The sequence below is a fragment of the Cupriavidus sp. GW823-FHT07A04 genome (genome assembly GCF_058794615.1).
In genome coordinates this window covers 449,777-470,516 of record NZ_JBXAHA010000002.1, presented here as the reverse complement: position 1 = coordinate 470,516, position 20,740 = coordinate 449,777, and the positions used below count along the sequence as shown (strand labels likewise).

General features: G+C 59.7%; 21 protein-coding genes and 2 pseudogenes. 20 read left to right on the top strand and 3 right to left on the bottom strand.

Annotated features, from left to right (window positions below):
• The first annotated feature begins 70 nt into the window (after positions 1-70).
• The 11 genes and pseudogenes from AC1Q7Q_RS05540 (at position 71) to AC1Q7Q_RS05490 (ending at position 11,089) form a co-directional block, all read left to right on the top strand.
• Positions 71-301 (top strand): hypothetical protein, encoded by a 231-nt coding sequence (locus AC1Q7Q_RS05540; protein ID WP_183032708.1) that lies wholly within the window; start codon positions 71-73, stop codon positions 299-301.
• A gap of 94 nt (positions 302-395) precedes the next feature.
• A pseudogene (locus tag AC1Q7Q_RS05535) lies at positions 396-587 on the top strand (hypothetical protein); the annotation flags it as partial.
• A 630-nt stretch (positions 588-1,217) separates the two neighbouring features.
• On the top strand, positions 1,218-1,655 hold the full coding sequence (locus AC1Q7Q_RS05530; protein ID WP_492372104.1) for a hypothetical protein: 438 nt from the start codon (positions 1,218-1,220) through the stop codon (positions 1,653-1,655).
• Between the two features lie 135 nt (positions 1,656-1,790).
• Positions 1,791-2,108: a hypothetical protein gene (locus tag AC1Q7Q_RS05525; protein WP_492372105.1), complete on the top strand. Its 318-nt coding sequence runs from the start codon at positions 1,791-1,793 to the stop codon at positions 2,106-2,108.
• 191 nt (positions 2,109-2,299) lie between these two features.
• Positions 2,300-2,713 carry a hypothetical protein gene (locus tag AC1Q7Q_RS05520; RefSeq protein WP_492372106.1) on the top strand — a complete coding sequence of 138 codons (414 nt, stop codon included), beginning with the start codon at positions 2,300-2,302 and terminating at the stop codon, positions 2,711-2,713.
• A 213-nt stretch (positions 2,714-2,926) separates the two neighbouring features.
• Positions 2,927-3,382 carry a hypothetical protein gene (locus tag AC1Q7Q_RS05515; protein ID WP_492372107.1) on the top strand — a complete coding sequence of 152 codons (456 nt, stop codon included), beginning with the start codon at positions 2,927-2,929 and terminating at the stop codon, positions 3,380-3,382.
• Positions 3,383-3,501: 119 nt separating this feature from the next.
• Positions 3,502-3,885 (top strand): hypothetical protein, encoded by a 384-nt coding sequence (locus AC1Q7Q_RS05510; protein WP_492372108.1) that lies wholly within the window; start codon positions 3,502-3,504, stop codon positions 3,883-3,885.
• A 152-nt stretch (positions 3,886-4,037) separates the two neighbouring features.
• Positions 4,038-4,607, top strand: coding sequence for a hypothetical protein (locus AC1Q7Q_RS05505; RefSeq protein ID WP_492372109.1), 570 nt, complete (start codon positions 4,038-4,040; stop codon positions 4,605-4,607).
• A 139-nt stretch (positions 4,608-4,746) separates the two neighbouring features.
• Positions 4,747-5,259, top strand: a complete 513-nt coding sequence (locus AC1Q7Q_RS05500; protein ID WP_492372110.1) for a hypothetical protein — start codon at positions 4,747-4,749, stop codon at positions 5,257-5,259.
• Positions 5,260-5,330: 71 nt separating this feature from the next.
• A complete protein-coding gene (locus tag AC1Q7Q_RS05495; RefSeq protein WP_492372111.1) occupies positions 5,331-7,103 on the top strand; it encodes a ShlB/FhaC/HecB family hemolysin secretion/activation protein in 1,773 nt (590 codons plus the stop codon).
• A 173-nt stretch (positions 7,104-7,276) separates the two neighbouring features.
• On the top strand, positions 7,277-11,089 hold the full coding sequence (locus tag AC1Q7Q_RS05490; RefSeq protein WP_492372112.1) for a M48 family metalloprotease: 3,813 nt from the start codon (positions 7,277-7,279) through the stop codon (positions 11,087-11,089).
• Positions 11,090-11,669: 580 nt separating this feature from the next.
• Here the strand turns inward: AC1Q7Q_RS05490 and AC1Q7Q_RS05485 are convergent.
• Positions 11,670-11,849, bottom strand: coding sequence for a hypothetical protein (locus AC1Q7Q_RS05485; RefSeq protein ID WP_416052260.1), 180 nt, complete (start codon positions 11,847-11,849; stop codon positions 11,670-11,672).
• Between the two features lie 274 nt (positions 11,850-12,123).
• Positions 12,124-12,639: a GNAT family N-acetyltransferase gene (locus AC1Q7Q_RS05480; RefSeq protein ID WP_492372113.1), complete on the bottom strand. Its 516-nt coding sequence runs from the start codon at positions 12,637-12,639 to the stop codon at positions 12,124-12,126.
• Positions 12,640-13,001: 362 nt separating this feature from the next.
• On the opposite strand from AC1Q7Q_RS05480, the pseudogene AC1Q7Q_RS05475 reads away from it, so the two are divergent.
• The 5 genes and pseudogenes from AC1Q7Q_RS05475 to AC1Q7Q_RS05455 form a co-directional block, all read left to right on the top strand.
• A pseudogene (locus AC1Q7Q_RS05475) lies at positions 13,002-13,249 on the top strand (IS5/IS1182 family transposase); the annotation flags it as partial.
• Positions 13,250-13,281: 32 nt separating this feature from the next.
• Positions 13,282-13,587, top strand: a complete 306-nt coding sequence (locus AC1Q7Q_RS05470) for a hypothetical protein (protein ID WP_492372179.1) — start codon at positions 13,282-13,284, stop codon at positions 13,585-13,587.
• Positions 13,588-13,591: 4 nt separating this feature from the next.
• Complete coding sequence (locus AC1Q7Q_RS05465) at positions 13,592-14,146, top strand: shikimate kinase (protein ID WP_492372114.1); 555 nt, start codon at positions 13,592-13,594, stop codon at positions 14,144-14,146.
• Between the two features lie 270 nt (positions 14,147-14,416).
• A complete protein-coding gene (locus AC1Q7Q_RS05460) occupies positions 14,417-14,641 on the top strand; it encodes an AAA family ATPase (RefSeq protein WP_492372115.1) in 225 nt (74 codons plus the stop codon).
• The gene (locus tag AC1Q7Q_RS05455; RefSeq protein ID WP_492372116.1) at positions 14,638-15,066 is read left to right on the top strand and encodes an NUDIX hydrolase; all 429 of its coding nucleotides are present in this window, start codon (positions 14,638-14,640) and stop codon (positions 15,064-15,066) included. The genes AC1Q7Q_RS05460 and AC1Q7Q_RS05455 overlap by 4 nt, the downstream gene beginning before the upstream one ends.
• A gap of 865 nt (positions 15,067-15,931) precedes the next feature.
• On the opposite strand, the gene AC1Q7Q_RS05450 is transcribed toward AC1Q7Q_RS05455, so the two are convergent.
• Positions 15,932-16,828 carry a LysR family transcriptional regulator gene (locus AC1Q7Q_RS05450; RefSeq protein WP_492372117.1) on the bottom strand — a complete coding sequence of 299 codons (897 nt, stop codon included), beginning with the start codon at positions 16,826-16,828 and terminating at the stop codon, positions 15,932-15,934.
• Between the two features lie 167 nt (positions 16,829-16,995).
• Between AC1Q7Q_RS05450 and AC1Q7Q_RS05445 the strand changes: the two genes are divergently transcribed.
• The 4 genes from AC1Q7Q_RS05445 (at position 16,996) to AC1Q7Q_RS05430 (ending at position 20,634) form a co-directional block, all read left to right on the top strand.
• Entirely contained in the window at positions 16,996-17,484 is a 489-nt protein-coding gene (locus tag AC1Q7Q_RS05445) for a CidA/LrgA family protein (RefSeq protein ID WP_492372118.1), read from the top strand.
• On the top strand, positions 17,477-18,169 hold the full coding sequence (locus tag AC1Q7Q_RS05440; protein ID WP_492372119.1) for an LrgB family protein: 693 nt from the start codon (positions 17,477-17,479) through the stop codon (positions 18,167-18,169). Before AC1Q7Q_RS05445 ends, AC1Q7Q_RS05440 begins: the two co-directional genes overlap by 8 nt.
• 308 nt (positions 18,170-18,477) lie before the next feature.
• A complete protein-coding gene (locus tag AC1Q7Q_RS05435) occupies positions 18,478-19,635 on the top strand; it encodes an MFS transporter (RefSeq protein WP_150990695.1) in 1,158 nt (385 codons plus the stop codon).
• 84 nt (positions 19,636-19,719) lie between these two features.
• Positions 19,720-20,634, top strand: a complete 915-nt coding sequence (locus AC1Q7Q_RS05430; RefSeq protein ID WP_492372120.1) for a glutaminase — start codon at positions 19,720-19,722, stop codon at positions 20,632-20,634.
• The last annotated feature ends 106 nt before the right edge of the window (positions 20,635-20,740 follow it).

Genomic DNA, 20,740 nt, shown 5'->3' with positions numbered 1-20,740 from the left:
AACCTCCGGGTAAATCACCGAGAGCGTCGCCTGAATAGTTCCAGTCGCCTGATTATTGGGAGTGGAGATAATGAACGAGTCAGAATTGACCATTGAGCAGGCGTATCGTGCAATGTTCTATTTTCTTGAGCATGAGTACGAGTTGACAAAATCGGATGAGCTCGGGGGAATACTCGGATCCCTCTCTTGGCAGGTGTGGGAGGGTGGGCATGGCCCAGCCGATCCCGCAGCTTGGAATGACTGGCTGGAAGCGGTACGGAAGGCCAAAGGTATCAGCGAGGGTGCCTCGTCCCCCGAATGATGAGGTGGAGAAATTTCCGAATACGCCGAGCGAGACTCAATCGTCTGATTGGAGTGTGTTGGCAGATCAGCGACATCGGTTACGCATGAAATATGCGGGCAATGGCGGCTTCCAGGTCGACGTCAAGCAGAACACGGACCTGAAGGGGGCGGTTCTGGCCAGCACCGCTGACGCTGGCAAGAACAGCCTCACCACCGGCACGCTGACCACCAGCGATATTGAGAACAAGGCAGAGTACAGCAGCAGTTCGTCGACCATTGCCGGCAGCTTCACCGCTGGCAAGAGCATGCCCGACGTCAAAGACGGCGACACCCTGATCAAGGCGCACACCGAGTGGGGCAACGGGAACTTGCTGCGGAACGGCGTGAACACCCTCGCGGCGACGGCGGCAGGCAATGCGCAAAAGCCGATCGAAGGCAATGCCGCCGGCACTACCCGGAGCTCCATCGTCGTCTGATTATTGGGTCGAGGGGGCGATAAAATGAGTGAATTAATATTTGAGAAAGTTGGTGATATTAACGGTACGTACCCCTATCTATGTGTCTACATAAAAGGGGCAGTGGAACCGTTCAGGGAGATTTCTGTGACAGAAGAAAGGGACATTGCATTTACCCTATACCGAGTAGACGGAAGCGTAACCGTAGGGTTGTATCAATGGGCTGAGATTTTGCAGAGGGCGATTTTTTTTGCCGGTAGCATTGGAAAATGAGGGTTCATCGTGATTGGGGGGGCGGCAGTTTCTTCATCTCAATGAGTCGAGCAGTGCCATTGAGAGCAGGCGGTTCGTTGACGTGGCTGGCTTGACTCCTCTCGGCCCTAAATACGGTGATGAGAGCCTACTGATCTCGTCACCGTGCCGACAGACAATCTCCGAGATCTCCTCGTCGTTGATGCCAGGTTGAATCAAACGAAACTCATGGTAATGCATTCCATGCCGCTAGATTATGCGAAGCAAGCGTTGGTTTTCTACGTAGCTCAGGATTTTGATCAGGCCGTTAGGTCTGATGTGCAGCAGCTTATAAATAAGCTTAATGCGTCAAGGGTATGGAGCATTGCTCCGCCAAGCTTCATTGATGAAATAGACGAAAACGGTTTTGAAGTGGTAGGTGGGGTGATCGAGATTTATTCGGCTTTACAGCCGAATATGCTTCCTTTTGATGTGGACTCGAAAAATCTAGACGAAGTGGAAGAGCTGATTGGCGCTATTAGGGAATTATCCGAGAAAGGTAGTCTTTCCTTTGAGTTTAAATTAGATGCTACATATGTCGGCAGTATTGAGGATGGTGTCGTTGATCGAGTCCTAAAGGAAGGCTTGCTCGCGCCGTGGCGAGATAACCTAAACGGTAAAAATTGAGTTGCTGAAAAGGAGCTGTGCCTAGCTAATTGGATCAATTAGTAATCTGGTCGAGATGTTAAATTAATGATTTATGGTTCGCCTCCACTCGTCAATAATTCGATGCAAAAGTCATATTTTTCATAATTTATTAAAATGGCTGCCTATGATTTGTATGGTTTCAAGGGTGCATCTATTTTTGAGGCTAAATCAAAAATCGAGGGGAAGTTAAACATTTCCTTCGAGGGGAGAGATAGCTCATATCAAGGTGGGATATATTATAAGTTTGGCGAAAAGGAGTCAGAAGTATTTATTGTGAAGGGAAATATTGATCCTTTCGATGGGGAACCTGTTGAGCAAATGTTCTCTGACTATCCGGTTTTGCTTTATGTGGACATGACGCTACGTTATGAAGAAATAAAGTCGTTGTTAGGTACAGAATTTAACTTGCTAAGGCATGAATTTTTTGAATAGAAATATCCCCGGTCGCGCTGTGTGGATATCTTGGCCCTAGATACGGTGATGAGAGCCTTGCAGCGACGGATCGTAGGAACCAGAATTTGATGATTTTATCGCATTGCTCATGATCGAATCGAAATTTGGCTAGTTTGAGTAACTATGGGTGATGTGGTCAAGAATATCAGGTGTGAAAGAGGCGGGCTGGTATGGCAAATAGTATCTTTGTCCCCCTTCATGCGGTTCCATCGGGGCTCAGCGAGATTATTAATTTGATTGCCTCCGGGTTCTCCGATGTTGGGAGGTTCGCGCCAAATATATACAGTGCTAAATCGTCTGATGCTGATGAAAACTGGAAAGACAATTTTGTCTTCGTAGAGGACGTCGGTTCTGGTGAGAGGTGCTGGGTTTCATTTTTTGAGACCACTCCCGATGTCACGGGAAATAAGGAATGGACGTGGTTGGCTGGAATAACATCAAGGGGATCGTGGGATTTTGCAGGCGTCGTTGCATACGCATTATGTAGTTACGCCGATTCCATTGTCTACAATGATTCATGTGTGCTAACTGGTCAGGAGGAATACTCAGCCAAGGAGCTAAAGGGTATTTTATCCAGCGACTGATTTGGAAATCTTCAGAAGCCTGGACTGAGGTGGGTGAAGGGTATTTTCATGATATTCCGGAGAATCGTGAATTAATCTCGAGGGTAGCCAGGTAAATCCCATGCTGTGATTATCGTATTTCGAAAAAACCATTCCGTTGCGGTGGGTGTAACATTTTCTGATTATTGATCCAGACGGGTTAATCATTTCTAACAAGTTAATAAGGCTGCGGCAATGGGACACGACGATACAAAGCAAGGACGGGAGTTACTTGACTTTATTGAAGAACTCGGTCCGCTGGCTTGGCAAAGATTTGAGTCAAGATATCCGATTTTCAAATTCAAAGATCAAGATCCAATAAGTGAGGATCGATCTAAAGTTCCGCCTTTCACTAGTTTTAGATTTGTGGATGAAAATCCTGAAATAATATCAAGAATTAAGTCGGCTGTAGAAGCATTTGAGGGGAATGTCAAGTGGGTAATGGTGGGCCATTGTCGGGATTCGTTCCCAGGAACCACCAATTGGATGATTTGCCCAAAATTAGTTATTGACGTATCCGAAGTGGCGCGAGAGGTCAGGGTTCCTGCTGAACAGTATGTGGAGGAAAAATATCCGGACTTCGGGCCGCTGGCTTATGCGGATCTATCTGGATTGGCCGAGCATTTGAAAGCGATGTTTTCGAAAGAATAGCTGTTTGTGGATCATAAGTTATTGATTTTGCAAAGGTATCGAGGTCAGAGACGGATGCGGGAACGACGCGCAGTATTTGAGTAATACCTCTCCATCGGTACTCCTTGGGAAGCATGATTATGAATTTGAAAATTGAGTTCGCAGAAAACCTAGTTTCGCTGAGCCTGATCAGGCAGAAGAACATTCCATGCCTGTGCCGTGTATCCGGGTCGCTGTTTGAAGTCGTCTTTCAATCGCCTCTTCAAGACGTGGTCGGCGTCGTTGATGGATGGGATCGTAAGTTGCTTGAAGAGCGGGCTGTAGTGGGTGCTGGTGGGAGTTTTACCCACTACAAGCACGGAATGGTGACGCTGAGTGAAATTCAGATGGGGCTCTACAAGATCATTGATCTTTCATTTTTCTATTCCGATTACGGGTGGTGTCCTATATTGATCGGCGGGGTTTATGCGCCACCTGGAAATTTTTTGGATGATGAGAGGGAGGATACGATCGGTAGGTTATAGATGTAGCGGAAAAATATATTTCCCCGAGAGGGGGTGGCGTTCGTCGCACGCAATTTCGAGATGTCGGCGAGTTGGTCATTGAGTATGCCGATCGAAATCGGACTTTTTAATATAGAGCCACATTAATTTTAACTTTATCTAAAAACAAAATCATGAAGCATCTATTTTTAATCGGCCTCTGCCTTTCCACCACCACCGCTTTCGCAGCCAGCCCAGTCCTCCTGGAAACCCCAGTCACCTACGCTCCGGGCGCCAGCGTAGTCGACCAGGTCAAGTCCGAATGCCAGATCGAGAACATGCTGACGACCCGCGTTGGCGATGTACTGCGCAAACGGAACAAGACCGGCGACGGCACGGTCGCGTCCACTGGCGATGCCAACGGTGCACAGGTGCTCCGGCTGCAGATCACCCACATCCTGGGTGTTGGCGGCGGTGCCTGGACTGGCCCTAAAGCTATCACTGTGACTGCCGATCTACTTGAAGGCGGCAAGGTGATCCGCAATACCAAGATCAACCGGTGGTCGGTGGGTGGGATGTGGGGTGGCTTCAAGGGAACGTGCTCCATCCTTGACCGTACCGCCGTTGCCATCGGGAAGGATCTGGGGCGTTGGGTTGCCGATCCGTCTTACGTGATCAAGGAGGAAGCGCCGCCTAAGGAGGCTGCCGAGCCGGCGGCGGAAGCCGCGCCGGCTTCCGCGGTTGCTCCGGCTAGCGTGGAGTAGCGCTCCGCGGTTGTTGTCTTGTCGGGCTGGGGTTGCGGGTGTTGTGCGTAACGCAGAGTGCGCGCCCTCTTGGCCGGACGTCGTATCCGGGGGTGCATTTCCCGGGGTTGTCAGCAAGTCAATATAAAGAAGTCGCCATATGGGTCAATTCTCTCGTCTCGCCATGCTCGCACTGCCAGCCCTGCTGGCCGGCTGCACATCGATTTCCACGCTCGCGCCGCCGCTCGGCCCCGACGATCCGTCCGCCGAGCTTTACGGAACCGGCGGCTTCAGCATGACCATTCCGCAAGTGAACCAGAAGGGCTGCTACCAGGGCGATGCCATCCTGAACACGCAGTCCGCAGCGCCAAGCATCCGCGTGCGTGCCGCGCGTCCGCTGGTGATTGCGATTGACGGTGCATCGGGCATTCATCGCTGCCGCGATATGGTCCGGTTCAAGCCGGAGGCGGGGCACAAGTACGTCGCGCATGGCCGGCCGGGGCCGGATGAGGAGTCGGCGAAGGTTTCCATCTGGAAGCAGGCGGTGAGCGCGAACAAGCCTTACTGCCATATCGCGGTGTTCGATGAGACGGACGAGACGGATGTCAAGCCGGTGCAGATCAAGCGGGTCGAGCCGCGCCAGCGGGGTTTTACCTGCATCGGTTTCGATTAATGGCGTGAGCGGTTAGCCGCGCGCGGGTGCCAAACATGCCGTGACGCTTGGTCACGCAAATACAAGCTTTCATGCAGATCAGAAGACGAATGATTGCCGCCATGCTTTCGGTAGCGGGTGGTGCGGGTTACACCAGCACGTCATTGCGTGCCCAGGTGCCTCCCGCCAATCCGGGTCAGGCCGCCATCCTCTCCGGCGCGGAACAGGAGCAGCGCGTGCGCCAGCAGCAGGAAGCCCGCGAACGCGCCCAGGCGGTCCAGGCGCCGGGCGTGCGGGCAGCGCAGCCGTCGGCAGAGGGGTTTCCCGCGTTGCCGGTTGAGCAGCCGTGCTTTCGCATCGAGCGCTTTGTGCTTGAAGTCCCGGCGGAGCTGCCGCCCGCGCTGCATGCGCGCGGCGCGTCTGCCTTGCCGCAGGATCCGTTCGCCTTTGCCCGTGCGTGGCTGGATCACTACCAGGGGGCTTGCATCGGCAAGCAGGGCGTGGACATGCTGGCCAAGGGCGTGCAGCACGTCATCCTTGGCCAGGGCTATGTGACCACGCGCGTGTTGCTGCCCGAGCAGGATCTGAGCTCCGGTACGCTGCGCATGGCGTTGATCCCCGGCGTGATCGGGCAATTCCGCTTTGCCGAGGCGGATCTCCGGGGCACGTGGAAGAGCGCGTTTCCCGCGCGCCCCGGCGATCTGCTGAACCTGCGGGACCTGGAGCAAGGCCTGGAGCAGATGAAGCGCGTGACCAGCCAGGATGTGGACATGCAGGTTGTGCCCACCAGCGTGCCGGGCCAGAGCGACGTGGTGATCGCGGTCAAGCGGACCAAGCCGTGGACGGTGGTGGCGTCGATGGACAACTCGGGCACGCGCTCCACCGGCAAGCTGCAGGGCAACCTGAGCGTGGGCATTGACAACCCGCTGGGCCTGAACGACCTGTTCAACGTGGGCTACAGCCAGGACTTGGCCTTTGGCGACCGGCGCCACGGCACGCATGGCTGGAACGGCTTCTACTCGGTGCCGTGGGGTTACTGGACGGGCACGGTGTCGGCGTATTCCAGCACCTATTACCAGCAGATTGCCGGCGTCAACCAGACCTTTGTCTCCAGCGGCAATTCGCAGACGGTGGATTTCAAGCTGCAGCGGGTGCTCAGCCGCAGCCAGAACGATGTGCTTGGCCTGCAGTTCCGGCTGTCCAAGCGCTTTGGCAAGAGCTTTATCGAGGATACGGAGATCGAGCAGCAGCGGCGCAACAACACGGTGGTGGAGGTGGGCATCACCGATCGCCACTACTTCGGCGCCGCCCAGTTCGACGGCAGCCTGGCCTACCGCCAGGGCGTGGCCGGCCTTGGCGCGCAGCCCGATACGCTGGCCCAGCTGGGCGGCCCCACCTGGCGTTACCGCATGGCCGTGCTGGATGCGAACCTGTCGGTGCCGTTCAAGCTGGCGGAGCAGTCGCTGCGCTATGTCACCACGATCCGCGGGCAGTTCACCAATGACCGGCTGTTCTATATCGACGCGCTGACCATCGGCAGCCGGTACACGGTGCGCGGCTTCGATGGCGAAAGCCTGCTGGCGGGGGAGCGCGGTTTCTACTGGCGCAATGAGCTACAGGCGCCGCTGGGCGGGAGCGGGCAGGCGCTGTACGCGGGGCTGGATTATGGTCGCGTGTTTGGGCCGTCAACCGAGGGGCTGGTGGGTACCCGGCTGGCGGGCGCGGTGATCGGGCTGAGAGGCGGGCTGGGGTCGAAGCTAGGGGCGGTGTCGTATGACTTGTTTTTGGGCATGCCGGTTTATAAACCGGCGGCGTTTCATACGGCGGGTGTGACGGCGGGGTTGCAGCTCGTTTATCAGTACTAAAAATGACGCGCGCGACTTCTTCCCCCCTCCGACAATCACTGCCGGTTCGATGCCACCTCGCCCTTGTTGAGGGCGGCGTGAGAGCGGCGGCGCGGTTCCAGCCCCAGCGCCTGCAACTGACGTTGTCTTGAACACCGTCCTTATCCCATAACAACTGACAAGAAGAATCAAGAGTGGAAACGATCTATCCAGTGGGTCCAACAGCAGTGCCAGCCGGCTTCACGCGTCCCGGCGCATCCTACAGACGTAGAGCTTGGTTTGCGGTCGCCGGGCTGCTGACGTTCCTCGCGCTGTATCTTGCGCTGACAGCCTGTTTTGCGATGACGGGAGTCACCCGCCTGCTCGCGATTGGCACGCGCTCAAGCCCGCTTGAGTTAATTGTTGGCGTATGCAGTCTGTTTCTAGCGGTTTTTCTGATCAAGGCGCTCTTCTTCATCAAGAAGGGAGAGTACGCAGGCGGTATTGAACTCAAGCGGGCGGAGCAGCCCCGCCTGTTTGCCTTTCTGGACCGGGTTGCGGACGAGGCTGGGGCGCCGCGTCCGCACAAGATCTACGTGAGTGGGCGGGTCAATGCCTCGGTGTTTTACGACCTTTCGCCGCTCAACCTGATCTTCCCCTCGCGCAAGAACCTTGAGATCGGCCTGGGCTTGGTCAATATGCTCAACCTAAGCGAGTTCAAGGCCGTTTGCGCTCACGAATTTGGACATTTCGCGCAGCGTTCCATGGCCCTCGGACGATGGGTATATACCGCCCAGCAGATTGCGGCGCATATCGTCAGCAAGCGTGATGCCCTGGATCGATTCCTGGGTCACCTCTCACGTATCGACTACCGGGTGGCCTGGATCGGCTGGGTGCTCAGCCTCATTATCTGGGCACTTCGCGCGGTGGTGGATAGCGTGTTCCGGCTGGTGATCATCGTGCAGCGAGCCCTGTCCCGCGAAATGGAAATGCAGGCCGACCGGGTCGCCGTGTCGCTGACCGGCAGCGACGCGCTGGTGCATGCGCTGCATCGGCTGCAGATTGCCGACGATGCGTGGGACCGGACCCTGCTTTTTCTGCGTGGCGAGACTGGGGGGCAGCGCCCCCCGCGTGATGCATTTGTTGTGCAAGATGCCATTGCCGCCCGGCTTGGTCGGATCTACAACGACCCCGCCTATGGCCGGCGGCCACAGGTACCTGCAGCGGAGGCGGCGGCATTTCGAGTCTTCAAGGGCGAAATGGCGCAACCGCCCCAGATGTGGGCGACCCATCCCATGAACCATGAGCGCGAAGAGAACGCCAAACGTACGTATTTGTGCGCGCCCGAGGATGAACGCAGCGCGTGGCTCGTTTTCGACGATGCGCCGGCACTGCGCGAGAGCATTACCCGGCAACTGGTTGGCGATACGGATTGCCCCCCTGCCGAGTCGGACGTCACCCTGCAGCGGCTCGACGAGCAGTTTGCGCGCGAACGGCTGAAGCCGTGCTACCGCGGCATCTACCTCGCTTTCTCAGCGACGCGCCATGTGACGCGCGCCGATGATCTGTATGAGTTGACGTCGTTCTCGGAGCCATTGACGCTGGAAGCACTCTATCCCGAATCCATCGGCAACGATCTCGAAAAGTGGCGCTCGCTGGAGCGAGAACTCGCCTTGCTGCGCTCGCTGCGCGATGGGGTCTATGTCGCGGCGGATGGTGTCATCCGTCATCGTGGTGGCGTTCTGAAACGCAATGACTTGCCTGCTGCAATTGCGGCGGTCGACGAAGAATGCAGGACTGTGCGCACGCGCCTGGAATCGACGCTGAAGCGGGTGCGCAGCTTCCATCTGGCCGTAGCGAAACAACGCTCACCGGAATGGCATGCCTATCTGAGAGGCCTGGTGCATGTCCTCCATTATGCAAACCATGCCGAAGCGAATCTGCGGGATGCACGGGCCGCGCTGGCGCTGGCATGGCAGCGCGCAACGGCGGCGGGCTCGATCAATGAGCGCGGCGTCAAGATCGTTCTTGCCGCCGCCGAAGACGTACAGCGCGCGCTGCATCAGATCTTTCGTGAAGCACCGGACTTGCGGCCCGGGGAACAGGTGCTCGCGGACCTGAACGGTGAGAGCTGGGCGGCGATGTTGGGTGAGTTGGGGCTCGGCGTACCGGTCCGGGAGAACATCAATGACTGGCTGCGCGTCGTGGACGGTTGGGTCAACCATGCAGCCGCATGTCTGTCGGCGCTGGGTGGCGCCGCACTGGACGAGCTTCTACGCACGGAAACCATGATTGCCGCGGCTGCGGCGGGGGATCCATTGGCCGCGCCACCCGTTTCGGTTCCGTCACCTCCGCCAGCCTACGACACATTGGCGTTGGGGAACGAGCGCGCTTTGCGGGCGAACAAGCCCGACCTCTGGGAGCGCTTCCAGTCAGCAACAGGATTCCTTCCGGGATTGGCCCGTTCCTGTGTCGCCGTTGGCATCATCGGGACTGTGCTTGCCATCGGTTGGTCCATGGGGAAAGTAAGTGTTATTGTCTACAACGGCCTGGCACAATCGGTCGTCACCACCGTGAATGGTCAGCGCGTCGAGCTGACGCCGGGTTTCCATGCCGAAGTTGAGGTTCACGGCGGCATCGACGTGCAGGTGGTGACACGGACGCTTGACGGCCAGCCGATCGAGTCGTTCAGCGCCGCAGTTCGCCGGAAGGCTACCCACATGGTCTATACGGTCGCGAGCGCCGCGCCTCTGCGGGAATGGACGGCGACCTACGGCAGCGCCAACGCGGCAGCTCCACACTTGCTGAGCCCGCAGCGCTGGCAGCCTGCGTCGGCTGACGTCGTCTTTGCCCGGCCACCGGAGAGGATCAACGCCAGGGGCGGCGGGGTCCGCACGGTCGTGGATGCGGCCGACGATACGCCGCCCGATGTTCTCGTCAGTCAACTAGAGGATAAAGCCGGCGCGACAGCGATGATCCTGGCGCATGTCCGCTTCGATGCGCCGGATTCTCCCTACCTGGCGAACTGGCTGGCGCTGGCGAGTGAGGAGCCTGGCTTCGAGCAGGCGTTCTCCGAGCGGCGCGTGCGTTTCCCGGTCGACATCATTGCGATGCGCACCGAGCAGGATCTGGCTAAGGGCGCGCCGCGCGCCGCGCTCTGCGCGCGCCATCGCGCGCTGGCTGAGACCACGCCAATACAGCCGGCGCTTGCGTACCTGGCGACCCGATGCATGCCCGATGGGCCGGAGAAGGAGGCCGCCTTCGAGGCCGGGGCTCGCCGCTGGCCTGATTCCGCGTGGTATGCCAACGCCGTGGGATGGCAGGCAAGCGAACATGGGCGCTACCGCGAAGCGCTTGAGCGCTTTGACCTGGCCATGTCGAAAAATCCGGCGCTGCGCCAGATGATGGCGGGCGAGGCGCTGCGGTTGACTCGCCTTCTCGACCCGGCGGCCGCCAGGTCCAGGCAGGAAGCGGCGTCGGGAACCACGCCGACGCTACGGAGCCTGCTGGCGTTTGAGCCCGGCCCCCTGACTGTGGAAGGCCCGATGCGACCGATCGCATTGCTGGCGAACGGTCGGCTCGACGAAGCCGTGGCCGCTGCGGACGGTACGCCGGTGTATGGCCATGTGCTGCGCCTGGCTGCCGCCTCGCGCGGCGCATCGCCGGAACTGCGTGCCCGCGCGCGGACATTGTCCGCCGACGATGGCATCGACGGGCAGACGGTATGGCTGGCCGTAGCCACGGGGGCCGACACAGGGATGCCTGCAGTCAGGCGGGTGCTGGATTCGATCGTCGCGCAGTACGACAAGCCGGGCATTGTCGCGCAGATGGAACGCTTCTTCGCGCTGGTCCGCCGTGGCGATCCCGCGGCTGCCGAGCGCGTGCTCGATGGCTTACCGCTGCAACTGCGCGCCCAGGCGCTAGTGGCTGGGATTCATCTGCTTGGCGATCGCGCGCCGGCCGATTGGCGTACATTTGCGCAGCGTGTGCTCTTCGCCGCTGAACGGCCATACATGGAGCAGCCGTGACAGATCAGAGCGGTGTTGTCTCTACTCGGCGAACTGCAAGGCAACGAGGATTGCCGGGCAAGAGAAATGGGACTATCTGGTTTGCATCGCCTTTGTGGGGCAGCTATGCGAGCCGGATGAACGAACTCGCGAGGATCTGGCAGCGCTCGAATTGAGCCCGGATTGACTTGGGCTTTGCGTAGAGAGTAGCTCGAGCGGATGGCCGTCGTTGGTGGCAGATTCAACCCGTCGATGCAACAGCTTGATAGAATCGTTCAGCCGGTGTATCGAAGTTTAGTGTCTTGCACGGGCGTTCATTCAGTCGCCTTGCTATCGCCTTCGCTTCGTCCGCGCAAAGGCCGAGTTGCTCCTCCTCATCAATCTGTGACGTCGAGATGGCGAGATTGGGCTTGCATCCATCTCAAAGGACTCCATGCTTGTCGGATCGGCATCTAACCCAACAATGGGCGCGGACAGGGATCAGGTCGGTACGCTAGTGTGCATTTGCATGGGTTTCTTGTGCAAGCCCAGGGAGGAAGGTGTCGATGGGACAGTGCAAGGGCCTGCCGTGCCAGGCACGAGGCGATCGCACCGGGCCGCGTCACTTTGCTGGATGCTTGGCTGAGGTATTTGCGTTCGCCTCAAGCGCACCGAGCCGAAGGCTCATCACTTGCGCATGCAGCTTGATGGCCTTGACTATCGATTGAACGTCTTCATTCTCGCTCTTGGATGCGATATCGTCGAACTCTGCCCACAGCTTCTTCTCAGCATCTGTCGTCATGGCTACTCCTGATGGCAATGGCAAACACCAGCGTTGGCAGAATCGGCGATGCAACTTCTCTGCCGGCTGATGGGCCGGGGGGCCGAGAAGGTATCTTACGAGCCGCTGTAGCGGGAGTCTGTGCGATGCCGTACGCTGGGGAGGGGGCGCCGCATAAGGCTTCATTGAAAAAACCAAGACTCTCCTGAAATCTGGAGGGAAGACGGGTCTCAGGTCACCACCGTCATCTTCTGGCTATGATCAATGTGTCCTGAGGCGAAGGATATCGGGACGGTCATGCGAGTGCGGTGTCAAATCCAAGGCGTCTGTACAACCTTTCAGCACCGGTTGGGTTATCACACTCGACTTTCAAGCACACGCGTTTCACCCCTCGTTCTCTAAACGTCACCAGCAGGTGGCGTAGCAGGGCTTCCCCAAGTCCTTGCTGACGCCGATCGATATCAACGACGAGGTCTTTGATGAAACCGCTGCTCCAGCACTGGGCGAACGCAACCATTCGCCCACAGTTATCTAGCACTGGAAAGACTAGAGCAGGATCGTATTCTGCATCGGCGAGAAGCGTGTCCAGCCACGGTCGAAATTCTGAAATTTGACCGCCACCCATGGCGTAGGAGGATTGCATCAAATCATGGGCATCTTCAGCCAATGACAGTGTGAATTCGACCAAACGCGCATTTCCTGGCCAATCAGGCTGGTACGCGCCCTCATCTTCAGTCTGTCTGCAGAGGTGGAGATATGGCTTCGCACTCATCTGGAACTTCCTTGTTGTCGGAAGGGTAATTTCACGCATTCGGTCTGCCATAGACCGTCAATTCTGAAGCGAAATCGGCTCGGTTAACGGGTGGTTCCCAAAACAGATTATCACAACACACCGGTCTTCATGATACGTTCCGTTTGGTGGCCGTTCTGGGAGCTACCGGCTAACCGAGCCTTGGTGACAGATGGAAAGCGTGGTGCCGTGGTCGCGCATGAACTGACGCGAAGGCTGTCCGACGAGATCGGCAAAATGAGCAAAAGCCGCGGCGAATCCGCCCCGCTACTCCCTCATTGCGAAGAGCCGAGGCCAAAGCCGTTGGCAACGCCATTCGAAAACCTTATTGATCAGCACTTCCTAAACGTCAGGCCGCCGCCCGACACGCGGATTTGTGCAACAACGCTCCCGGTGCGGCATGGCGCAATGAGGTCATCGACGCCATCGCGCGAAGTAGCAGACGCGAATGGAAGCCGTCCATCGGTTACCACCGACGTTCGCTCGTCGAGGCCTTGATGTACCGCATCAAGATGCTCACGAGCAATTGCTTGCGGGCACGCGAGGTCAGCTCCCAGGCCGCTGAGGTGGCGATCCGCGTAGGCGTACCCAACCGCATGGCGCACTCGCTCACCCGCAGACCGTTGGTATCATCGGCACGAGAACAAATTTGTTGGAGAGATCATGCGATTGTGGGCGAAAGCGAACTTACACGATTTTCCGATGATAGAATCAGTTTTGATCCTCGGGCTGACTGACGGCGTTCTGCTCATCCGCTACTTCTCATTTTCGACTCGCCAGGTTGAGGGAGATCATTGGTACGCAACGGTGGAGGAAGCCAAACAAGATGCAGAGCAAGGATATGGTGTCCGTCCATGCGAATGGCAGGTGATGCCGGACGAGCAAGACGAACTCTACCAACTAAGTGTGATGCCGATCGCTGTATTTACCTACAATCACGCTACTGATGAATGGGTCGCGCTCTGGTGAAAAATTGACAAGCGTTCTTCATCTCGTCGGGCCCGGCGGCGCCGGGAAGACCTCTGTCGGTCCCATCTTGGCTCAGCGGCTCGGGTGGCAGTTCATCGACCTGGACGAGCGCTTCATGTCGTTCGAAGGGAACATCGGCGCGTTCATAGCGACGTTGGGCTACGTGGACTATGCACGGCAGAACATCGCTGTTTACCGGAGGGTCAGGTCCTCGCTCGCAGCCCCCACCGTTTTGGCTCTATCCTCGGGCTTTCTGACGTACCCAGAAGACATTGACCATGAGTATCAGGCTCTCCGTAGCGCCATCGAATCTGATGCACTGACCTCCTTGTTGCTGCCGGCATTCGAGCTAGAGCCGTGTGTGGAGATCATCGTGCAACGGCAACTTTCGAGACCGTATCTTCCTGGTGACAGAGCAAGCGAGGAACGACGGATACGAGAGCGATTTCCAAAGTTCATGGCGTTGTCATGCGCCCGGTTTCGAAGCGATGCTGCGCCAGACAAAACGGCGTCGCAGATTGAGCGGTTTGTGCGCAGACGTATCGTCCTCCTTAAGTAGGCGCCGTTGGAAAAGGTAGAATGCGGCTACCGTCGTCCCCCTGCACCTCCGATCCCGGCTACTCTGAGACGTCCAGGCCAGGCGAATGATTCTGGTTGCTCTCGATCGTCCACCCCAATGTCATGGCGCGCGCGAACAGAACGAGCCGGGCGTCAGCGCTACCAGTCGACATCGCGATCCGGATTGGCGACAATCGTGGGCCGGTTCCATCTGCCTCGCTTATGATGAAAGCCGCGATTCGAGGCAGGCGCACATTAAGAGAGTATCGATATGTCAGCGACAAATGGAAATCTAAAAATATGTTTCATTGGCCCCTCTGGTGCGGGAAAAACCACGCTCGCGCGTCTACTGTCGCAGGAGACCGGTATCCCACACATCCCGTTCGACGAAATCTACTGGGATACGGGTAGCGGCGATTATTTGATGCACTCGAATTTTGCGATCGGCGTTGACACCGCAATTCTTTTTAAGGAATCCATCCAAGGAGCCACATGATCGCAACAAAAGCGTGCCCGATTGTTTTGCGCAGTCGTCACGGTATCGTACATATCCTCGCATTCAAGCATCCTGCCGCAGGCCACCAGTTGGTAAAGGGCACCATTGAGCAGGGTGAGTCTTCGCCGGAGGCGGCAATTCGTGAGCTCTGTGAAGAGTCAGGTATTTGCGATGCTCACGTGGTCTCGGATCTTGGTCTTTGGAGCGCTTCCTATCAGGAACAGATCTGGTCTTTCCAGCTGTGCGAGTCGGGGGCGGAATTGCCTGACGAGTGGACCTTCGAGACTAGCGACGACGGCGGCCACACGTTTGCATTTTATTGGCACCCGCTGCAGCGGGACTTGCCCGCACAATGCCACCCGGTCTTTCAATCGGCTTTACGCGAGGTTCGTGCGCGAATCGGAGCGCTAACGAGGTCAGCTTGAGCGGTCCGCCGAAACAACCCCGTACTCGCGCCGAAGGAGCTGAAAGGCGCTGAAGGAATGCACTGGCTGTGGACAGATTACGCCGAGCTTTGCGATTCGCGACTCGACCAAATTTCCATGCCAAAGTTGGCCATGTTGATTGAGGACGGTAGCCGAACTGCATGGCTCTACCCGGGAACGGCCGTTCGGCGAGGGGGTGGGGGAGTGCATGCGGGCCGCTAGTGCAGTAGGCCTATGTAATAGGCCACCCACAAGAGCAGGGCCACTACGATCGCAAGGACAGCGCCGCGCCAGACCGTGCGTGCACTTGGAAGATCACTCCCGCCAGAAGCCAGAGTCACGACCAGGAAGATGAGAATGCCGACGACCTTCAAACCTTTGACAAGCGCGCTGCATACTGTGTCAGCCATTCCACGCCAACTGGTGGCCCGATAGGGGCGCACTACCGGACGCCGAAATTCCGGTCGCTTGTCGAATATCACGGGTTGAGACTCTGCTTTGGTTGCCAGGCTGCATCTTACCAATTCCGGATAAGGCAGCTCCGATGGCGGCAGGCTTCATCGCTTTGCCCAGAACTGGCGTAGTTGGTCGAGATCCGGTCTTGGCCCACCGGCCTTGCGCTTCCGAGTGCTGCCAATTTCGATCAGCCGCCACATGAGCGGTCGAAGTCCGGGCCGGCAGAATGGCACCTACGCCATTATCACTTTGCTGAAATCGGACGCGATCCCATCAAGGCGTCAATAGAGGGGGCCTTCAGCGCAAGGTACTCGGCGATACCGCCGCGGTTGCTTGCTTCGATCTCGAATTTCAATTCCTGATCCTTTGTGCGCCATCGGCCAAGAGCTGCTAGTCCCAACGCAACCGCTCATATCGCATCCTTTCGCCCCGCCCCAAACGCCTCCTCACAACAAACCAGCCAGGCGCGTGCCGCCCGCGACAAATACCCCTCCCGCCAGACCAGCCCCAGTTCCCACACCAGCTCAGGTGCAACCAGGGGCCGGATCGCTACCCGCTCGGGGTCTAGCTGCCCGGCAATTGGCGCAGGCAGGATGGCGACGCCTACATCGGCCGCGACCAGTTCGCCGATAAAGTCCCAATGCCGGCTCTGCCCGGCAATCTGCGGTGTAAAGCCGGCGGCTTCGCAGGCGTCCAGGATGACGCGATACAGCACGAAGTCGTCCTCGTACATGACGAAGGGCAGGGTGGCGAGGTCGGTTAGCCGGACCGCGCCGGCACGGCGTGGTGCGCGCTCGGCGGGAAATACGGCGACCAGTGCCTGGCGGGTCACGGTGAGGCTGGCCAGGCCGGCTACGGCGGCGGGCAGCACCGTGACGCCGAGGTCGAGCTGGCCCGTGGCTACGCCTTCTTCTAGTGCGCGGCCGCCTTGCTCGCTTAGCCGCAGCTTTACGCCGGGGTACTGGCGGCGATAGGCGCCGATCACCGGGGCGAGGTAGCGGCCGGCCATGGGCGGGATGCCTACCTTGAGCTCGCCGCGCGCCATGCCGTCTACCTCGGCGACTTCCTGGCGCAGGCGTGCCACTTCGGCCAGCACGGCCTGACTGCGGGCGAAAACGACCTCGCCGGCGTCGGTGAGCTGTACCGTGCGGCCTTCGCGCAGCAGCAGCGGGCCGCCGAGTTCGTCTTCCAGGCTCTTGACCATCTTGCTGATGGTCGGCTGGGTCACATGCAGGGTTTCGGCGGCGCGGGTGAAGCCGTTCTGGCGGACGACTTCCACGAAATAGCGCAGGGCGCGGATATCCATGGGGCTCCTCGGATGTGGCGTGCGTGGGTGATCACGGCTTGCCATTCCAATATGGCATCGAATCAATAATTTATATTCATTTTATATATCGAAGTGCGCTTCGTACACTAGCGTCACTGCCACGTCTTGCGTGGCGCCATAGCTTGAATGTTCCGATGCCACGCGCTGTGACTGTCACTTCATCCACTTCATCCACTTGCACCTCCACCTCCGCGACCTTGCCGCAGCCGCCCGGTGCCCGCCTGCGCACTGGCGCCATCGCGCTGACGCAGGTGGTGGCGCTGTCGGCCCTGTGGCTGCTGGCGGACTGGTTGCGCGGGCGGCTGGGGTTGCCATTGCCGGCTGGTTTGCTTGGGCTCCTGGCCTTGGCCGCGCTGCTGTTCAGCGGGGCGGTGCGCGGTGGCTGGGTGCGTCGCGGGGCAAACTGGCTGCTGGGCGAGATGTTGCTGTTCTTCATCCCGGCGGTGCTGGCCGTGGTGCAGTACCCCGAACTGGTCCGGCATCAGGGCTGGCGGATCTGCGCGGTGATTGCCTTGAGCACGCTCGCGGTGATGGTGGTGACGGCGCTGGTGGTGGAGCAGGTGGTCCGTCTCGAACGCAGGCTGGCGCGCCGCGCGCGCCGTGCCACGCACAACCGGCAGCAGCACCATGCATGACTCCGTGCTGGCGGCGCTGAGCCTGGTGGCAACCGTTGCCTTCTATTACATCAACAAGCGCCTCTATGCGCGCCGTGCGCGGCTGTGGCTGATGCCGCTGCTGGCTACGCCGGTGGTGCTGATCGCGCTGGTGCTGGCGGCGCATGTGCCGTATCGCGACTATATCGCCGACACGCGCTGGCTGATGTGGCTGCTTGGCCCGGCCACCATCGCCTTCGCATTGCCGATCTACGATCACCGTGCGCTGGTGCGCCAGCATTGGCTATCGATATCGGTTGGCGTGCTGGCGGCGGTGGTGACGTCGGTGCTCAGCTCGGTCTGGCTGGCGCGCGGCTTTGGCTTGCCGGTGATGCTGCAAAAGGGGTTGGCGGTGCGCTCGGTGACCACGCCGTTTGCCGTGGATGCGGTGCGCGCGCTGGGCGGGCCACCGGATCTTGCCGCGATCTTTGTGGTCATGACCGGGCTGACGGGCATGGCGATTGGCGAGACCGTGCTGGCCTGCCTGCCCTCGGTGCGCAGCCGGCTGGCGCAAGGCGCAATCTTCGGCGCCGCAGCGCATGGTGCCGGCACGGCCAAGGCGAGGCAGCTGGGTGAAGTGCAGGGTGTCGTGGCATCGCTGGTGATGATGATCGCGGGGCTGGTCAGCGTGCTGGCCGCGCCGCTGATCCGCAGCGTGTTTTTCTGAGCGGGCTTGCGTAGTACTGCGCAATGGCTGCGGGCGATTGGGCGCAGACCCTGAGTAGTACTGCGTAGCCTATGGCCTTGCGACCGCTCCGGGCGCAGGGTTTTTCGCGCGCCCGCCAACGCGCCGCGCGAAATTGGCGCAAAATGCGGCACTTGCGCGATCGTGCCGGCGCGCCGACATGCGCCGCTCATCCGCACGTGGCTTGCCGTTCTTCCCGCCACGGCGCGCGCGCCGTCCCTCTGCGCCGATTGTGCGCACCGCGCGCGCAAGCTTCACCGATCTCTCTCTCGTTTTTCAATAACAACATCATGCGATTACCGCTTCTCGCGCTGGCTGCCGCGGCCTTTGGCATTGGCACCACCGAATTCGTCATCATGGGGCTGTTGCCCGACGTTGCCGCCGATCTTGGCGTTTCCGCGCCGGCTGCCGGCATGCTGGTCTCGGGCTATGCCATCGGCGTGGCCGTGGGCGCGCCCATTCTGGCCATTCTCACCAACAAGTGGCCGCGCAAGACCGCGCTGGTGGGGCTGATGGGCTTGTTCATCCTTGGCAATGCGCTGTGCGCGCTGGCGCCCAACTATGCATTGCTGATGGCTGCGCGCGTGGTCACGGCGTTCTGCCACGCGGCGTTCTTCGGCATTGGCGCGGTGGTGGCCGCGGAGCTGGTCCCGCGTGAGAAGCGCGCGCAGGCGGTGGCATTGATGTTTACCGGGTTGACGGTAGCCAACGTGCTGGGCGTGCCGTTTGGCACTGCATTTGGGCATGCGTTGGGCTGGCGCTCCACGTTCTGGGCCGTCACCGTGATCGGCGTGGCCGCTGCGGCGGCGTTGGTGGCCTGGTTGCCCAAGGCTATCCCGATGCAGGCCGGCAGCATCCTGCGCGAGTTCCGTTCCATCGGCGCGGCGCAGGTACAACTGGCGCTGCTGATCAGCACGCTGGCATCGGTCAGCATGTTCACCGTGTTCACCTACATCGCCTACATCCTGCGTGACGTCACGGGCTTCACCGCGCAGCAGGAGAGCATGGTGCTGCTGTTGTTCGGGGCCGGCATCACGGTAGGCGGCCTGGCCGGCGGCAAGCTGGCCGACTGGAAGCTGATGCCCGCGCTGGCCAGCCTGCTGGCCGCGGTGGCGGTGGTGCAGCTGGTGTTCTCGTGGACCAGCCATTTTCCGGTGCCGACGCTGTTCACGCTGTTTGTGTGGGGCATGGTCAGCTTTGCCGTGGTGCCGGCCACGCAGGTGCGCGTGCTGGACAAGGCCAAGGGCGCGCCCAACCTGGCGTCCACGCTGAACCAGGGCGCGTTCAACCTGGGCAACGCCACCGGCGCGTGGCTGGGCGGGCTGATGATCAGCGCCGGCCTGCCGCTGACCCAGTTGCCGTGGCTGGGCGCGGCGGTGGCCGCGCTGGCGCTGCTGGCAGTGGGGGTGTCGGCGTCGCTGGACCGGGGTGGCCCGGTAGCGGCTTAGTACCAGCCGCGCCATGGCGCGCGGAGTGCCGGCGAGGCCCGTCGGGCTGTAGGATGTTGCCAGCAACGTTTCTTCGGGCCCGGCATGGACTACGCACACATCCTCCAACGCATCCACCGCGACATCGCGCCCTTGCTCACCCAGGGCCGCGTAGCGGACTACATCCCCGAGCTCGGCAAGGTACCCGCCACGCATTTCGGCATGGCGCTGGTGTTTGCCGATGGCCGCAGCCATTGCGTGGGCGACGCCGCGGTGCCGTTCTCCATCCAGAGCATCTCCAAGCTGTTTGCCTGCACGCTGGCGTTCCAGTTGCTGGGCGAGGACCTGTGGCAGCGGGTCGGGCGCGAGCCTTCGGGCAATGCCTTCAACTCGCTGGTGCAACTGGAGTACGAGCAAGGCAAGCCGCGCAATCCGTTTATCAACGCGGGCGCGCTGGTGGTGACCGACGTGCTGTGCAGCCGTTTTGTCCAGGCGGAGACCGCCATGGTGCAGTTCCTGCGCCGGCTCAGCGGCAACCCGGCCATTGACTACGACCCGCGCGTGGCGCAGTCCGAGCGCGAGCACGCGGACCGTAATCGCGCCATGGCGTATTTCATGAAGGACTTTGGCCGCCTTGAGATGCCGGTGGACAAGGTCATCGACGCCTATTGCCGCCAATGCGCCATCACCATGAGCTGCGAGGACCTGGCGCGCGCGGCGCTGTTCCTGGCGCATGGCGGGGTGGTGCCGTGGAGCGGCGAGCGCGTGCTGGACACCAGCCCCACCAAGCGCCTGTCGGCCCTGATGCTGACCTGCGGCACCTATGACGCTGCGGGGGATTTTGTCTATCGGGTGGGCTTGCCGGCCAAGAGCGGCGTGGGCGGCGGCATTGTGGCGGTGCTGCCCGGCAGGTGGGCCGTGTGCGTCTGGTCGCCGGGGCTGGACCACAGCGGCAATTCGCTGGCCGGGGTGCAGGCCCTGGAGTGGCTGACCACGTTGAGCGGGCATTCAATTTTCTGAATAGGGAGGAAATGTGCGGCAAGCGCCATAAATGCAATTATTCTTGCACTACGGACGCACGATGGCCGGAGTATTTGCCTTATTGCGTCGCTCCTGAAAAGTGCTA

What these genes read in the sequence shown, in the direction of transcription:
- AC1Q7Q_RS05540 (WP_183032708.1), top strand. Translation starts at nt 71, where the DNA reads ATGAACGAGTCAGAATTGACCATTGAGCAGGCGTATCGTGCAATGTTC.
- AC1Q7Q_RS05530 (WP_492372104.1), top strand. Translation starts at nt 1,218, where the DNA reads ATGGTAATGCATTCCATGCCGCTAGATTATGCGAAGCAAGCGTTGGTT.
- AC1Q7Q_RS05525 (WP_492372105.1), top strand. Translation starts at nt 1,791, where the DNA reads ATGGCTGCCTATGATTTGTATGGTTTCAAGGGTGCATCTATTTTTGAG.
- AC1Q7Q_RS05520 (WP_492372106.1), top strand. Translation starts at nt 2,300, where the DNA reads ATGGCAAATAGTATCTTTGTCCCCCTTCATGCGGTTCCATCGGGGCTC.
- AC1Q7Q_RS05515 (WP_492372107.1), top strand. Translation starts at nt 2,927, where the DNA reads ATGGGACACGACGATACAAAGCAAGGACGGGAGTTACTTGACTTTATT.
- AC1Q7Q_RS05510 (WP_492372108.1), top strand. Translation starts at nt 3,502, where the DNA reads ATGAATTTGAAAATTGAGTTCGCAGAAAACCTAGTTTCGCTGAGCCTG.
- AC1Q7Q_RS05505 (WP_492372109.1), top strand. Translation starts at nt 4,038, where the DNA reads ATGAAGCATCTATTTTTAATCGGCCTCTGCCTTTCCACCACCACCGCT.
- AC1Q7Q_RS05500 (WP_492372110.1), top strand. Translation starts at nt 4,747, where the DNA reads ATGGGTCAATTCTCTCGTCTCGCCATGCTCGCACTGCCAGCCCTGCTG.
- AC1Q7Q_RS05495 (WP_492372111.1), top strand. Translation starts at nt 5,331, where the DNA reads ATGCAGATCAGAAGACGAATGATTGCCGCCATGCTTTCGGTAGCGGGT.
- AC1Q7Q_RS05485 (WP_416052260.1), bottom strand. Translation starts at nt 11,849, where the DNA reads ATGACGACAGATGCTGAGAAGAAGCTGTGGGCAGAGTTCGACGATATC.
- AC1Q7Q_RS05480 (WP_492372113.1), bottom strand. Translation starts at nt 12,639, where the DNA reads ATGCGTGAAATTACCCTTCCGACAACAAGGAAGTTCCAGATGAGTGCG.
- AC1Q7Q_RS05470 (WP_492372179.1), top strand. Translation starts at nt 13,282, where the DNA reads ATGCGATTGTGGGCGAAAGCGAACTTACACGATTTTCCGATGATAGAA.
- AC1Q7Q_RS05460 (WP_492372115.1), top strand. Translation starts at nt 14,417, where the DNA reads ATGTCAGCGACAAATGGAAATCTAAAAATATGTTTCATTGGCCCCTCT.
- AC1Q7Q_RS05455 (WP_492372116.1), top strand. Translation starts at nt 14,638, where the DNA reads ATGATCGCAACAAAAGCGTGCCCGATTGTTTTGCGCAGTCGTCACGGT.
- AC1Q7Q_RS05450 (WP_492372117.1), bottom strand. Translation starts at nt 16,828, where the DNA reads ATGGATATCCGCGCCCTGCGCTATTTCGTGGAAGTCGTCCGCCAGAAC.
- AC1Q7Q_RS05440 (WP_492372119.1), top strand. Translation starts at nt 17,477, where the DNA reads ATGCATGACTCCGTGCTGGCGGCGCTGAGCCTGGTGGCAACCGTTGCC.
- AC1Q7Q_RS05435 (WP_150990695.1), top strand. Translation starts at nt 18,478, where the DNA reads ATGCGATTACCGCTTCTCGCGCTGGCTGCCGCGGCCTTTGGCATTGGC.
- AC1Q7Q_RS05430 (WP_492372120.1), top strand. Translation starts at nt 19,720, where the DNA reads ATGGACTACGCACACATCCTCCAACGCATCCACCGCGACATCGCGCCC.